The 14398-nt window shown below is 50.1% G+C and carries 9 protein-coding genes; 4 read left to right on the forward strand and 5 right to left on the reverse strand.

Translation table 11 applies throughout. The annotated features are described in order from the left end of the window. Window positions 1-234: 234 nt before the first annotated feature. Genes JWH17_RS10640 through JWH17_RS10650 form a run of 3 tightly spaced genes read left to right on the forward strand, consistent with a single transcriptional unit; the run spans window position 235 to window position 4885 of the window. Window positions 235-2016, forward strand: coding sequence for an FAD-dependent oxidoreductase (locus JWH17_RS10640; RefSeq protein WP_205222598.1), 1782 nt, complete (start codon window positions 235-237; stop codon window positions 2014-2016). Then, window positions 2013-3836 (forward strand): 2-oxoacid:acceptor oxidoreductase subunit alpha, encoded by a 1824-nt coding sequence (locus JWH17_RS10645; protein WP_205222599.1) that lies wholly within the window; start codon window positions 2013-2015, stop codon window positions 3834-3836. The genes JWH17_RS10640 and JWH17_RS10645 overlap by 4 nt, the downstream gene beginning before the upstream one ends. Continuing rightward, window positions 3833-4885 (forward strand): 2-oxoacid:ferredoxin oxidoreductase subunit beta, encoded by a 1053-nt coding sequence (locus tag JWH17_RS10650; RefSeq protein ID WP_205222600.1) that lies wholly within the window; start codon window positions 3833-3835, stop codon window positions 4883-4885. The genes JWH17_RS10645 and JWH17_RS10650 overlap by 4 nt, the downstream gene beginning before the upstream one ends. Window positions 4886-4986: 101 nt before the next feature. Here the strand turns inward: JWH17_RS10650 and nhaB are convergent, their stop codons facing one another. Next, the gene (gene nhaB / locus JWH17_RS10655) at window positions 4987-6609 is read right to left on the reverse strand and encodes a sodium/proton antiporter NhaB (protein WP_205222601.1); all 1623 of its coding nucleotides are present in this window, start codon (window positions 6607-6609) and stop codon (window positions 4987-4989) included. Between the two features lie 611 nt (window positions 6610-7220). On the opposite strand from nhaB, the gene JWH17_RS10660 reads away from it, so the two are divergent. Then, complete coding sequence (locus tag JWH17_RS10660) at window positions 7221-7589, forward strand: DUF423 domain-containing protein (RefSeq protein WP_205222602.1); 369 nt, start codon at window positions 7221-7223, stop codon at window positions 7587-7589. Window positions 7590-7631: 42 nt separating this feature from the next. Here the strand turns inward: JWH17_RS10660 and pyrC are convergent, their stop codons facing one another. The 4 genes from pyrC to aceE are packed head-to-tail and all read right to left on the reverse strand — an operon-like array spanning window position 7632 to window position 14097. Further along, window positions 7632-8633 carry a dihydroorotase gene (gene pyrC / locus JWH17_RS10665; RefSeq protein WP_205222603.1) on the reverse strand — a complete coding sequence of 334 codons (1002 nt, stop codon included), beginning with the start codon at window positions 8631-8633 and terminating at the stop codon, window positions 7632-7634. 47 nt (window positions 8634-8680) lie between these two features. Continuing rightward, window positions 8681-10087, reverse strand: a complete 1407-nt coding sequence (gene lpdA, locus JWH17_RS10670; protein WP_205222604.1) for a dihydrolipoyl dehydrogenase — start codon at window positions 10085-10087, stop codon at window positions 8681-8683. 24 nt (window positions 10088-10111) lie between these two features. Next, window positions 10112-11425, reverse strand: coding sequence for a 2-oxo acid dehydrogenase subunit E2 (locus JWH17_RS10675; protein WP_205222605.1), 1314 nt, complete (start codon window positions 11423-11425; stop codon window positions 10112-10114). Between the two features lie 14 nt (window positions 11426-11439). After that, window positions 11440-14097, reverse strand: coding sequence for a pyruvate dehydrogenase (acetyl-transferring), homodimeric type (gene aceE, locus JWH17_RS10680; RefSeq protein ID WP_205222606.1), 2658 nt, complete (start codon window positions 14095-14097; stop codon window positions 11440-11442). Window positions 14098-14398 lie beyond the last annotated feature (301 nt).

Here is a 14398-nt window from a genome sequence, read left to right on the forward strand (position 1 = left end):
AGTAAGCGCTGATACCATAGAGCATTGCTGAGCAGTTACCGGATTTTTTAATATTCCCACAGGTTGGCGGCAATTGTAAACCGTATAGTGTTTATTGATGGTTGCTTTCTTTCATCTGGTTGCAGAAAATGACTTTATTTTTTGTATTAAAATTTTATAATTACGAAGATTGTGATAAGAATTCTCGTTTTTTTTAGGGAGAATAAAATTACTGCTTCCGCAGGAGTTACTGATTTGAAACCTACAAATATCAAAGATATTGAATATTTTCACAAGGTCATAGATTGCCAGTGGGCCTGTCCCGCGCATACGCCGGTACCGGAATATATACGGTTGATCAATGAAAAACGTTATGACGAAGCCTACATGATCAATTGGGTTTCCAACGTGTTTCCAGGTATTTTGGGGCGTGTTTGCGATCGTCCCTGCGAGCCGGCTTGCAGGAGAGGGCGTGTCGAGGATGACGCTGTTGCTATCTGTAGGTTGAAACGGGTTGCTGCTGATAATAGAAAAGAAAATATTGAAACATTTTTCCCTCCGATTCCTGATCGGAAAAATGGGAAAAGAATTGCACTCATCGGTGGCGGTCCGGCCTCGTTGACTGTTGCCCGCGATCTGTTGCCCCTTGGGTACGAAGTGGATCTATACGATGATCAGTCCACTGGGGGGGGCTTCATGCGTAGTCAGGTCCCTTCCTTTCGCTTACCGGAACGTGTTTTGAACGAAGAGGTCGGCTACATCCTCGACATGGGGGTAACCACTCATTTTAATCATTATGTGAGCAGCATGCGAGATATGCTGGCTAAAGACTATGATGCCGTTTTTGTCGGGACCGGAGCACCCAAGGGGAGAGATCTTCCTGATCTACCCGGCAGGAAAGACGGGGATGCTTCTATCCATGTAGGTATTGACTGGCTTGCCTCCGTTGTTTTTCGGCATGTAGAATCCATCGGGAAGAAGGTGCTGGTTTTGGGCGGCGGCAACACGGCCATGGATTGCTGCCGTACGGCCAGAAGGCTTGGCGGCGAGGATGTTCGGATTGTTGTTCGCAGTCCTAAAGCGGAAATGAAGGCCTCTCCCTGGGAAATAGAGGATGCAGAGCGGGAAGACATTCCCATTTATGAGAATCATGTTCCTGTTGATTTTGTTGTTGAGCAAGGCAAGCTTGTCGGCATGCATTTTGAGAGGGTTGAGGCCCGCTACGACGACCAGGGCAAACGAACCCTGGTGCCCACTGGCGAACCTCTTGTGTTCATGGAGTGCGACGAAGTATTGATCGCCGTGGGGCAGCTCAATGCATTTCCATGGATTGAGGAGGATGTTGGCATCGAATTTGATGAATGGGGCTTGCCTGTTTTAAAAGAAGGTACCTTCCAATCCAGTCTTGAGCATGTGTTTTTTGGCGGTGATGCCGCCTTTGGACCGAAAAATATAATTACGGCTGTTGCCCATGGGCATGAGGCCGCAATTTCCATAGATCTTTTTTGCCGCGGAGAGTCCCTTGCTGTACGGCCACTGCCCAAAGTGCATCTGGAGGGGCAGAAGATGGGTGTTCACGACTGGCTGTATCATAATCAGATAGATGATGAGCACAGGCAGGCAGTCCCAATGATGGACAAGGCCAAGAGCTTAAAAGACAGATTGCTTGAAGTAGAATTGGGTTTTGATCAGGTTGTTGGTCATACGGAAACCCTGCGCTGTCTCAATTGCGACGTGCAGACCGTCTTTCGTTTTGAAGAGTGTATCGAGTGCGATGCCTGCGTTGATTCGTGTCCGGAACGGTGCATTAACTTTGTTGATAATGGAACAGAGGAAGAGTTGCGCATCCGGCTCCTCGCACCTGCAAAGCAGCTTGACCAGGATCTCTACGTTTCAGATGTACTGCCTACGGGCAGGGTAATGGTCAAAGATGAAAATGTCTGTCTTCATTGCGGCATCTGCGCTGAAAGATGCCCAACCTCGGCCTGGGAAATGCAGAAATACACCTACAAAATACCACTTGCGGGTCATAAATGAAAAATATTGAATCTACCAACGATTTTGTCATTCGATTTGCCAATGTTAACGGTTCCGGTTCTGCCAGTGCTAATAATCTCTTTGCCAAGGCTGTTTTTCGAATGGGGGTTCCTGTCAGTCCCAAGAATATTTTTCCTTCTAATATTCAAGGGCTGCCAACCTGGTATGAAGTGAGAATCAATGAGCAGGGCTATCTCGGCCGGCATGGTGATGTGGATATGGTCGTTGCGATGAATGGGCAGACCATGAAGAAGGATTATGAAGGTTTGCTTTCGGGGGGGTATTTCTTCTACGATTCGTCGCGCAAGTTGTCCGAGGAGTATGGGCGGGATGATGTCGCATTGATCGGCATCCCTTTGACCAAACTCTGTAATGATGCCTTTGAAAATCCCAAGATGCGGGGACTGCTGAAAAATATAATTTACGTCGGTGCTCTTGCCTTTTTGCTGGATATGGAATTTGAGGTGCTTACCTCTTCTGTTGAAAAGCAGTACCGTAAAAAATCAAAACTTATTCCTCCCAACCTGAAGGCATTGGAACTGGGCTATGCGTATGCCGGGGAAAACTATAGAGGTGTCTGTAAACTTGCCATTTCCAGGCGGGATAAGGTAGGGGACGCCGTTATCATGGATGGCAATGCTGCAACCGGTCTTGGTGCGCTCTATGGCGGGGCAACCGTGGTTGGTTGGTATCCGATTACTCCATCCACCTCTGTTATTGAATCTTTTGGTCGTTATGCGGAACGTTTTCGAAAGGACACCGAAACAGGAGAGCTCAAAGCCGCCATTGTTCAGGCAGAAGATGAACTGGCAGCTCTTGGTATTGTTATTGGTGCCTCGTGGAACGGCGCCAGGGCATTTACCGCCACCAGCGGCCCCGGGGTATCACTCATGAGTGAGTTCCTAGGTCTTGCCTATTTTGCGGAAATTCCTGCTGTGCTGGTTAATGTACAGCGTACAGGACCTTCAACGGGAATGCCTACCCGAACCCAGCAGGGAGATATTTTGGCGTGTGGATATGCTTCTCATGGTGACACCAAGCAAGTTTTGCTTTTTCCCTGTAACCCAAAAGAGTGTTTTGATATGACCGCAGATGCCTTTGATCTTGCAGAGCGTTTGCAGACGCCGGTCATTGTGATGAGTGATTTGGATTTAGGGATGAATGACCACATGAGTCCGCCCCTTGATTGGGATGACAGTCGTGCCTACGACCGGGGAAAAGTGCTCGATAAAGATCAGCTGGAAGAACTAGGCGATAGCTGGGGCAGGTATCTTGACGTAGACGGCGACGGCATCGGATACCGGACCTATCCCGGCACCCATCCTACCAAAGGATCTTATTTTACTCGCGGCACATCCCATGATGAGTATTCCAAATATACTGAAGAGAGCGATGCCTACGAGCACAACATGCAACGTTTACTGCAGAAGTGGGAAACGGCCAAGGAACTGGTGCCGGTTCCTGAAGTAATGGTTGGCAATGCACCTGCTACCGCCGGCATGATATATTATGGGACCAGTACGGATGCGGCTCTGGAAGCTGTGGACCAGCTCAGAGAGCAGGGAATAACGATCAACACACTTCGCATAAAGGCGTTTCCTTTTCAGCAGGATGTCGAAAATTTTATTCGGCAACACGACCTGGTATATGTGGTCGAACAAAATAGAGATGGTCAGATGAAGACGTTACTCATCAACGAGTTGGATGTACAGCCCGATCAACTTGTGTCCGTTTTGCACTATGATGGGATGCCTATTACGGCTCGAATAATTTCCAGTGCTATTACTGCATCTATTGCACACAAAGGAGGGAAAGCATGACATTCTTTCGACCCAGTTTCCGACACCCGGACCTGCCTCCCAATGACGCTGGTTATTACCTCAAGGATTACGAGGGTGGAATCTCAACCCTGTGTGCCGGTTGCGGCCATGATTCCACCAACGCTGCCATTATTCAGGCGTGTTTTGAACTGTCGATCCCACCACATAAAATAGCGAAAATTTCCGGTATCGGCTGTTCCTCTAAAAGTCCTGCCTATCTGCTTGGCAAGGCGCACGGCTTTAACTCGGTGCATGGGCGCATGCCGTCCATCGTCACCGGAGCCAACATGGCGAACCGGGATTTACTCTACCTGGGCATATCCGGTGATGGTGATACTGCCTCCATTGGAATGGGGCAGTTTGCTCACGCTGTTCGGCGAAATCTGAACATGGTCTATGTTATGATGAATAATGGCTGTTATGGGTTAACCAAAGGCCAGTATTCGGCAACTGCAGATAAAGGCTCGGTAGGGAAAAAGGGCGAACCCAACATGCTGGAATCCATTGATCTTTGCGAGATTGCCATTCAACTGGGTGCAGGGTTTGTCGGGCGTAGTTTTTCCGGAGATAAGAGGCAGCTTGTTCCCATGTTGAAAGCTGCCATGTCGCATACAGGTATGGCTTTTATTGATGTTATTTCTCCCTGTGTCACTTTCAATAATACGCCTGGTTCGACTAAAAGCTATCACTGGGTGCGTGAGCATAGTGAGGCCACCAATACGTTTGACTATGTACCGTTTAAGCAGGAGATAACTACCGATTATGAGGACGGGACAACTGAGAGCGTGGTACTTCATGACAACAGTGTCATCCAGCTCCATAAAAAAGATAGCTCCATCCATGTAACAGACAGACGTCAGGCAGTGGATGCCCTGGAGGAACACAAGGAAAAAGGGCTTATACTGACCGGGGTTCTGTATATTGATCCCGACAGTGAGGATACCCATCGTATAATAAACACAAGCCGGCAGCCATTGAACACGCTTGGCAAAAAGGATCTTTGCCCGGGAAACGAGGCGCTGCAGTCGATCAACGAAAGTATGCGCTGAGGTGTCTATAGCAGGAAAAAGAAAGCCCATCACCGGTCATGAAAAAATCATAATCGGTGATGGGCTGTGCAAGACTGCTTAGAGTAGAGCCTTTTACCTGCTTAGAGAAAGAGGTAGGTAGCTGCGAGACCGGTAATGGACATGGTGATGGTGTAAGGAAGGGCCAGGTATACCATGCGGCCATAAGACAACCTGATCACAGGAGCCAGGGCAGAGGTAAGCAGGAACAAGAATGCTGCCTGTCCGTTAGGGGTTGCCACACTTGGGATGTTCGTACCGGTATTAATGGCAACCGCAAGTTTGTCGAATTGGTGCATCAGGGCTCCTGCCTGATCAGCTACAGCCTGGGGAAGGGTTGCCAACACTTCGCTGCGGGGATGATGCGGATCTGTAAGCTTATCCATAAGCTCAGCACCGGTCATGCCGATATTTGGCAGGGCATCCAGGGCATGGACAAAGTGGGTTTTGGTTTCCCCGATGTAGACCGTTGCCACAAAGACGTTGTCAGAGATCATGGAGAGCACACCGTTGGCAACATAGTAAGCTGCCAGCTGTGCGTGTCCTTGAAGGCTGAGCACGTATTCAATGACCGGTGTAAAGAGGTGCTGGTCATGGATAACCGCCACAATGGCAAAAAAGACGACCAACAAAGCGGTAAAAGGCAGGGCTTCTTCAAAAGCTTTGCCCAGTTGATGTTCTTCAACCACTCCATTAAGAGAGGTGAGGATAACGATAACCGACAGACCGATGATCCCCACTGCCGCAAGGTGCATGGCCAGGGCAACGATCAGCCAAACACCGGTCAGGGCCTGGATGACCAGTTTTGCACGACCAAGATGACCTCGTTTGGCCTCCATCTGGATTTCTGTTTCCAAGAGATGGGAGCGAATGTTACCAGGCATCTCAACCCCGTAGCTGAACCACTTCTTTTTTTCCAGCATATAGCATGTCAAAAGTCCTATTACCAGAACCGGCATGGAGACGGGTGCAACTTTGATGAAAAAGGGAAGGAAGTGCCAGCCCATTTCACTGGCAATAAGCAGGTTTTGCGGTTCGCCCACCAGGGTGCACACTCCACCCAGCGCGGTACCGACAGCCCCGTGCATCATGAGGTTACGGAGGAAACCGCGGAATTGTTTGAGTTCCTCACGTTCGGTTTCCTTTACGGCCAGGTCGCTTGTCAGGTCATGACTTGTCTGCGGATCTTTACCAGAGGCATAGCGGTGGTATACATTGTAGAAACCATAGGCAACAGCAATGATTACCGCTGTAACGGTCAGTGCATCAAGGAAGGCGGAGAGAAAGGCACCGGCAAAACAAAAAAGCAATGCAATGGTGGCCTTGGACTGCACTTTAACCAGGATACGGGTGAACGTGAACTGGAGGAAGTCCTTCATGAAGTAGATGCCGGCCACCATGAAGATCAGCAGCAGGATAACCTCAAAATTATTTAATGCTTCATGAAAAACCGTTTCGGGGCTGGTCATCCCGATAAAAACGGCCTCAATGGCGAGGAGTCCACCGGCAGGTAGCGGATAGCACTTGAGAGCCATTGCAAGGGTGAATATAAACTCAGCAATCAGTACCCATCCGGCAATAAACGGACCTGAGGTCTTGAGGATAATAGGGTTTATAATCAGGAAAAGTAGAATTAAGAATTTGTACCACTTGGGGGCATTTCCCAAAAAATTTCGGGCAAATGCCTGGGGCATGGATTTGGGCATGGGGTAATCTCCTATACGTTAAGTATACACGTTCTAAAGCACACTTCGTTGCACTCACAGACTGGATTGCAAAAGAAATCCGTCAGTACAAAGATTTTGGTGCAGACCTTATGGAAGTTGTAGCCAGTGTGGTCAGCCTGCATAGATTTGTTGGCGAGGACATGGCAAAAGCGGTCCACGACAAGGCATCCCGTACAGATTGGCAGACATAAAATGGTAGTATCTACCATTTCTCTTTTAAGGGTGTCAAGGAAGACTGCCTGAATCAGATACAGAGAAAACTAGGGCAGCAAGAAGGGGCTCCAGCAGACTGGAAAAGTATGCTATACGGCTGGTGGAATTGCAAAATAATCCCGCGTGTGCGACGCTTGAAAAATAAATATAAATTAGATGGTTAAGGGCTTTTTCGCTCTTGAATAAAAATGTCAGGATAGATAGTGTCTATGTCTATTGTGAATGATTATCACTTAATGACTTTTGTTTATAAAATATTGATACTTTTGATCAGTATTTCTTATGCTGAATGACGGGTGACACATCATTAACAGATGGCAAGGTGGGCACAAGTGTACTGTGCTGGTAAACGTAACCCAAGGTCAAGGGAGTGAGGGATGAAAATTCTGTTTTCAATAGCAGCATTATTAGGTTGCATGGCTGTAGTCCTGGGAGCATGGAGCGGCCATGCAGGATTGCGTATATTGAGCCCGGAACAGATTGCATTGGTACAAAAGGGACTCCGTTATCAGATGCACCATGCATTAGCCCTTTTTGCAGTTTGCTGGGCAATGGGGCAGTGGCCCCAGGCAACAACAGCCATAACCGTGGCGGGAATATTGCTTGCTGTGGGGGTGATTCTTTTTAGTGGCTCTTTGTATGCGCTTGCATTCGACCTCTTTAACCCCGGCTATGTGACCCCTGTGGGCGGAGCAATGATGATTGCCGGCTGGTTGTGGCTTGCCGTTGCTGTATGGCGAGGGTAGCTAAAACAGAAAATCTCGCCACCTGATGAGTTGTGGATTTGCTTACTTTTCGATTGCTGTTACTTGCCACTGAATTTGTTCCCCTGCCAGAAATGGCCGCACAGACCCGTATGACAGCGGAACTGTCCATGCTTCATCGTGGATGTGGACCTTTTTGGGATTTGGGGTAATGCCGTAAAAACGTTGTGCATTATTGGTGACAAAATCAGGTAGCACGTCAAGTTTATCTTGTGCGGCAAACAGTTCCACCAGTTTAGGCAGGGCAACCGGTGCGGAGAAAACACCGGCAGCGCATCCGCAGCATTCTTTGGCATGGGTGGGGTGGGGGGCAGAGTCGGAGCCAAACAAGATCCGCGGGTGTCCGCTGAAAACAGCTGCTCGCAGCGCCTGCAGATCGTGCGGTGTTTTTGCTATGGGTTTACAGAAGAGGTGGGGCTGCATCAGGCCGCCCACCACATCATCCAAGGTGAGCATAAGGTGGTGGAGGGTGACTGTTGCCGCTACATTGGGAAATTCGTCGAGAATGTCCAGAGTGTCTGCGGTGGTGATATGTTCCATGATAATGGCAAGTCGGGGGAAGCTTTCGGCAAGCCACCTGTAGATTGCCAAAAACTCCCGCTCTCTTTCCATGACAAAACCGTTGGATTCGCCGTGAACCAACAGAGGGATCTGCAATTCTTCCATGAGGGCCACTGTTTCGCCGATGGACTCAAAATCAGCGACCCCTGCCTCGCTTTGGGTGGTAATCCCTGCCGGGTACAGTTTGATGCCGATAATGTGCTCTCGAGCAGCTTCCAGTTCCGCTTTGGTGTAGGGGCGGAAAAAAAGCGTCATGTACGGGGTAAAGCTGTCGTCAGCGGCGGCCTCGACGATTGCACGCCTGTAGGCAAGCAGTTTCTGCTGTGAGTCTACAGGGCTTTGCAGATTAGGCATGACAACCGCGCCGGCAAAATGGGCTGCACTCAATGGGGCCACAAGCTGCAGCATTTGCGCCTCGCGGAGGTGAAGGTGCATGTCCAGGGGGGCATTAATGGTCAATTGCATGGCGTTTTTTGGTCTGGTTAGAATGTGAGCTGTAAGTTCTGTTGCGGTTATTTTTTGGACGGCAGGATATCAGTAATGGAGCCATCGACAATCTCTGCGGCAAAGGCCAATGTTTCAGCAAGGGTGGGATGGGCATGAACGGTTTTACTGATGTCTTCGGCATCAGCACCCATCTCCAGTGCCAGCACTGCCTCGTGGATGATCTCCCCTGCATTCACACCGCATATCCCTGCCCCGATAATGCGTCCGTTTTGTTGGTCAAAAAGAACTTTGCTTACTCCGGCTGAGGCGCCTGCACTCAGCGCACGTCCGCTGGCTCCCCACGGGAATTTCCCCTTATTGTATGCAATTTTTTGTGCTTTGGCCTCTTTCTCGGTTAACCCGGCCCAGGCAACCTCAGGGTTGGTGTATGCCACCGATGGAATGGTCAAAGGGGTGAAAGCAGCCTTATGACCGGCAATAACCTCTGCCGCAACCTTCCCCTGGTGAGTCGCCTTATGGGCAAGCATGGGGTCGCCAACAACATCACCTATAGCGTAGATGTGGGGGGTTACAGTTTGCTGCTGATCGTTTACAGCGATAATTCCGTTTTTTTCTGGAGTGATAGCAAGGGATTCCAGGCCTATCCCATTGGTGTTGGGACGTCTGCCCACCGCTACCAGGACTGCGTCAAATGTTTCTTTTTCCGGAGCCTTGGCTCCTGCAAAGGAAACCTTAATGCCGCTGTCGTCAGCTGTGACGCTGTTGACCTTGGTTTTTGTAAAAATCGTGTATCGTTTTTTCAGCTTGAGAAACAAGGGCTGGATGACGTCCTTATCTGCCGGTGGAATAATGTGATCAAGCATTTCCACGATGGTGATGGATGAACCAAGAGCACTGTATATCTGCGCCATTTCCAGGCCGATAATGCCGCCGCCGATAATGAGGAGTCGTTTGGGGATGGTCCTAAGGGCCAGCGCGTCGGAAGAATCCCATATCCGGTCATCGTCGGGGAGGTCGGGCAGCATCGCAGGGGCGGAACCGGTGGCGATGACAGCATCTTTAAAGGTGATACGCGTTGGTTCCTCACCGTTGACTGTCATCGTGGTTTTGTCTGCAAAAACGCCCTCGCCCTGTATTCGTTGAATATTGCGGGCTTTGCATAATCCGTCAAGACCGCCTGTTAACTGCTCAATAATTTTTGTTTTATGGTTGCGAAAGACTTCCAGATCAATAGCGGGCTTTGCATAAGTGATGCCCAGTGTTGCTGCTTCGGCAGCTTCTTCGATAACTGTCGCTCCATGGAGCAAGGTCTTGGATGGAATGCAGCCAACGTTAAGGCAAACACCGCCAAGACGGCTTTCTTTTTCCACCAGGCAGACGGATAAACCGAGATCAGCAGCCCTGAAAGCTGCGGTGTAACCACCAGGACCACCGCCGAGAACAACAACATCGGTTTGGATTTCGGTACTCATGGGCAACTCCTTACAAATGTAAATTTAGAGAAGTGTTTTCTTCAAATCAGCTATATACGCTGCCAAAGTAACGCAAAAGCGGGCGGCCATGGCCCCGTCAATAATCCGGTGGTCATAGGAAACGCTGAAAGGCAGCATCAGACGTGGCATAAATTGCTCCCCATCCCACACCGGCTGCATTTTGCTTCTCGCAAGTCCGAGTATGGCGGTTTGCGGTCCGTTGACAATGGGCGTGAAATTGGTGCCGCCAATCCCGCCCAGGCTGGAAATGGTAAAAGAAGCGCCTTGGAGATTGTTGATGCTGAGTTTGCCTTCGCGGGCAGCCTGGCTGAGTGTTGAAAGTTCAACCGCAATATCGGTGATTCCTTTTTGATCACAGTTTTTAATGACCGGTACCACCAGTCCTTGAGGGGTGTCAACGGCAATACCGATATTATAATACTTTTTGATGATTATTTTTTCGTCAGGCACCAGCGAGCTGTTAAAAACCGGGTACTGTTTCAAGGCAGCGATCACTGCTTTGATAATAAGCGGCAACGGGCTGACGCGGACCTGCTCTTGGGGCAGCTCGCTATTGAGTTGTTTGCGGAACTGCTCCAGTTCCGTGATGTCGGCTTCGTCAAAGTGGGTCACATGGGGGATGTTGAGCCAGCTTTTATGGAGATGCGGGCCGGACACCTTCTGGATTCTTCCGAGGGGCATTTCTTCTATGGGGCCATGGGCGGAAAAATCCTCCAAGGCAATTTGTGGAAGCACCCCGTCCGTTTTTCCGGGAGCTGTTGCCTTTTGTCCTTGTTGGTGGAGAAGGTGTTTGACCAGGGTTTGCACGTCTTCTTTTAAAATGCGGCCTTTGGGCCCTGTTGCCGTAACCAGAGCAAGGTCGACCTCCAGTTCACGTGCATAGCTGCGAACAGAAGGTGTAGCATGGTACTCTCCACCCTGCTGTGGCTGTTGGTCCATAACCGGGGGGGGTGGCGCCGGCTGGTCGTCTGCAGGAGAAGGGCGACCCTCCTGTACCGGTGGCGGTGTGGTATCCTGCGGCTGCTCCGGCTCTGTAGTTTGCGTGTCAGGTTCCTGTTCCTGGACACTTTCTTGTTCCGCATCGGTCTGGATAGAGGCGATAGGAGCACCGCTTTGTACTGTCTGTCCTTCTTGCACCAACAGTTCCGAGACGGTCCCAGCAAAAGGAGACGGTATATCCATCACTGCCTTATCACTTTCCAGGGCTATAATCGAATCGTCCACTTGGATTGTGTCACCGGGTTGGACAAATACTTCGACAACGGTGATTTCCTGAACATCTCCAAAATCAGGAACTGTCATAGTTTCAATAGCCATATTGTTTGCTCCTGTTATTGGTTGTGAGAGTGGGGAGTTTCGGTGGCAATATTATATGCCTTCAGGGCTTCTGTAACTTTTTCAATGGGCAGGTCTCCTTGATCGGCAAGCGCTTTAAGAGCGGCAATGGTGATGTGGTACCTGTCGACTTTAAAAAAGTCCCGCAATGCTTCACGAGAATCACTGCGGCCAAAGCCGTCGGTCCCGAGAATTGTAAGTGGATTAGGGAGCAGGCGGCGTATTTGTTCCGGATAAGCCTGCACATAATCTGTGCTGATTACAGCAGGTCCGGGGTGATCAGCCATGACTTGGGTGACATAGGGAACTTTTGCCTGTTGGTCAGGATGTTGCCTGTTCCAGCATTCTGTTTCCATGCCGTCGCGATGTAACTGGTTTATCCCCAGCACAGACCATACGTCAGCGGCAACATCAAAGTCATTTGCCAGGAGTTCTGCTGCGGCAATCACTTCGCGGAAGATGGCACCGCTGCCCATGAGCTGCACCTTGAGTGTGCTCTTTTCGCCACGTTGGAAGAGGTACATCCCCTTACATATTCCCTGTTCGCTTCCTTCCGGCAACGCAGGCTGTGGGTAGTTTTCATTGAGGAGTGTTATGTAGTAGTAAATGTCCTCGCCGTCTTTATACATCCTCTGTATCCCGTTTTGAATGAGAACGACCAGCTCATAGGCAAAGGTCGGGTCGTAGGCTTGGCATGTTGGGATAGTAGAGGCGTAGAGCAGGCCCTGGCCGTCTTGGTGCTGCAGACCTTCTCCATTAAGGGTGGTTCGGCCAGCTGTGGCTCCCATGAGAAAGCCTTTTGCCCTGGCATCGGCAGCAGCCCAGAGCTGGTCGCCGATTCGTTGAAATCCAAACATGGAGTAAAATGTGTAAAACGGTATCATGGGCACGCCGTAGTTGGTGTGTGCCGTTGCTGCTGCCATCCAGGAGGAGATGGCCCCTGCCTCGGTAATCCCCTCTTCAAGGATTTGCCCCTGGGGATCTTCCCTGTACCACGCCACTGATTCGGAGTCCTGCGGTTCATAGAGTTGACCGGTAGGAGCATAAATGCCTAGTTGCCTGAACAGCCCTTCCATTCCAAAAGTGCGTGCCTCATCGGGTATGATGGGTACCACATTTTTGCCAATATTTTTGTCCTTGACCAGGGCTCCTAGCAGGCGCACAAATGCCATGGTGGTAGAGAGTTGTCGTTCTTTTGAAGAGGTGAGCAGGGTTTGAAACTGTTCCAGGAGCGGGGTTGATAACGGTATGTGTTTCGTTTCCCGATAGGGGACCGGTCCTCCAAGTTTTTCTCGTTGCGTCTGGAGAAATTGTTCTTCGAGACTCCCTTGGGGCGGTTTTATAAACGGCAGTGCCGTGAGCTGGTCATCCTCCAGGGGGACATGAAAGCGGTCGCGAAATGCCTTGAGCGATTCCACATCCATTTTTTTCACATTATGGGCGACCATCACAGATTCGCCGGCCTGGCCCATGCCGAATCCTTTGATGGTTTTAATCAGGATAACGGTGGGCTTTCCCTGATAGGCACCGGCAGCGGTAAAGGCTGCGTAGACCTTTCGTGGATCATGCCCACCACGGGTCATCTGCCAGAGTTCATTGTCGGATATATCTTCAACAAGTTTTGCCAGCTCCGGGTCGTCACCAAATATTTTTTCCCTCAGGTAGGCCGGACCGCGAGCTCGTATTGTCTGAAAATCGCCGTCTACCATGGAGCCGAATTTCTGCAGGAGCCTGCCTTCAGTATCGCGTTCTAGGACTTTATCCCATTCCGTGCCCCACAGCACTTTGATCACATGCCAGCCGGCGCCACGGAATTTTCCTTCCAATTCCTGAATGATTTTTCCATTGCCACGCACCGGGCCGTCAAGGCGCTGCAGGTTGCAGTTGACAACAAAGATCAGGTTGTCGAGCTGTTCTCGCGATGCCAGCGAAAGTGCCCCCAGAGATTCCGGCTCATCAGATTCTCCGTCACCCATGAAAACCCATACCTTTCTGTCCCCGGCAGGCTTCAAGCCGCGGCTGTCCATATATTTCATAAAGCGTGCCTGGTAAACGGCAGCCATTGGGCCTAACCCCATGGAAACAGTAGGGAACTGCCAGAAATCGGGCATCAGCCATGGGTGAGGGTAAGAAGAGAGACCATGACCGCCTACTTCCTGGCGAAAATTAACCAGATGTTGTTCGTCCAGCCTGCCTTCGACAAAAGCACGTGCGTACACGCCTGGAGAGCTGTGCCCTTGGAAATAGACCATGTCTGCTCCTGACTCGGCATGGGGGCCGCGAAAAAACCAGTTAAATCCTACCTCGAAAATAGCAGAAACCGATGTGTAGGTTGCAATATGACCGCCCAGGGCCTTGCCGTCTTTGTTGGCCCTTGCCACCATGGCCATGGCGTTCCAGCGGACATAGGCGGCAACGTTGCGAGCAATAAACGACTCTTCCGGGATCGGTGTTTCCTGCTCAGGAGAGATAGTGTTGCAGTAGGGTGTAAGTATGCCGGGGGAGGTCGATACGCCTTTTTCCCTGGCACGGTCGGTGAGAGTCCGGAGGAGGTAGTCAGCTTTCTCTTTGCCCTCTGTCCTGATGACTCCATCAAGTGATTGGAGCCAGTCTGTGGTTTCCGTTGGATCCGGGTCATTATAATAATAACTCATGCCACGCCTCCTGATCTTTTATTTTAGGTACTTTGAAAAAGCGTATCTTTCTATCTCCACCCGGCAAGTGTCGACTCCGAGTCTATGCAATTTTTTTCCACAGGCATATGGCTCATCTCAAAGTCTACGCTTGCCTTCCGGGGTAAAATATTAAATATAATCTAAATTCTGCACGTCGAATGTTAGAAAAAATAAATTCTACTTTAAAAAACAACATATTGAGCAGACAATTGATTTGAAGTTCTCTTCACTGTTTTGAGTGAACCTCTTTTTTCTCACCTTCAACGCCCTTCGGGATCGG

The organism is Desulfogranum marinum, from assembly GCF_016918565.1.
In the GTDB taxonomy this organism is placed as follows: domain Bacteria; phylum Desulfobacterota; class Desulfobulbia; order Desulfobulbales; family Desulfobulbaceae; genus Desulfogranum; species Desulfogranum marinum.

Bases quoted from the DNA above. Each gene is read 5' to 3' on its own strand.
- aceE (WP_205222606.1), bottom strand. From the start codon at position 14,097: ATGAGTTATTATTATAATGACCCGGATCCAACGGAAACCACAGACTGG.
- pyrC (WP_205222603.1), bottom strand. From the start codon at position 8,633: ATGCAATTGACCATTAATGCCCCCCTGGACATGCACCTTCACCTCCGC.
- JWH17_RS10650 (WP_205222600.1), top strand. From the start codon at position 3,833: ATGACATTCTTTCGACCCAGTTTCCGACACCCGGACCTGCCTCCCAAT.
- lpdA (WP_205222604.1), bottom strand. From the start codon at position 10,087: ATGAGTACCGAAATCCAAACCGATGTTGTTGTTCTCGGCGGTGGTCCT.
- JWH17_RS10660 (WP_205222602.1), top strand. From the start codon at position 7,221: ATGAAAATTCTGTTTTCAATAGCAGCATTATTAGGTTGCATGGCTGTA.
- nhaB (WP_205222601.1), bottom strand. From the start codon at position 6,609: ATGCCCAAATCCATGCCCCAGGCATTTGCCCGAAATTTTTTGGGAAAT.
- JWH17_RS10645 (WP_205222599.1), top strand. From the start codon at position 2,013: ATGAAAAATATTGAATCTACCAACGATTTTGTCATTCGATTTGCCAAT.
- JWH17_RS10675 (WP_205222605.1), bottom strand. From the start codon at position 11,425: ATGGCTATTGAAACTATGACAGTTCCTGATTTTGGAGATGTTCAGGAA.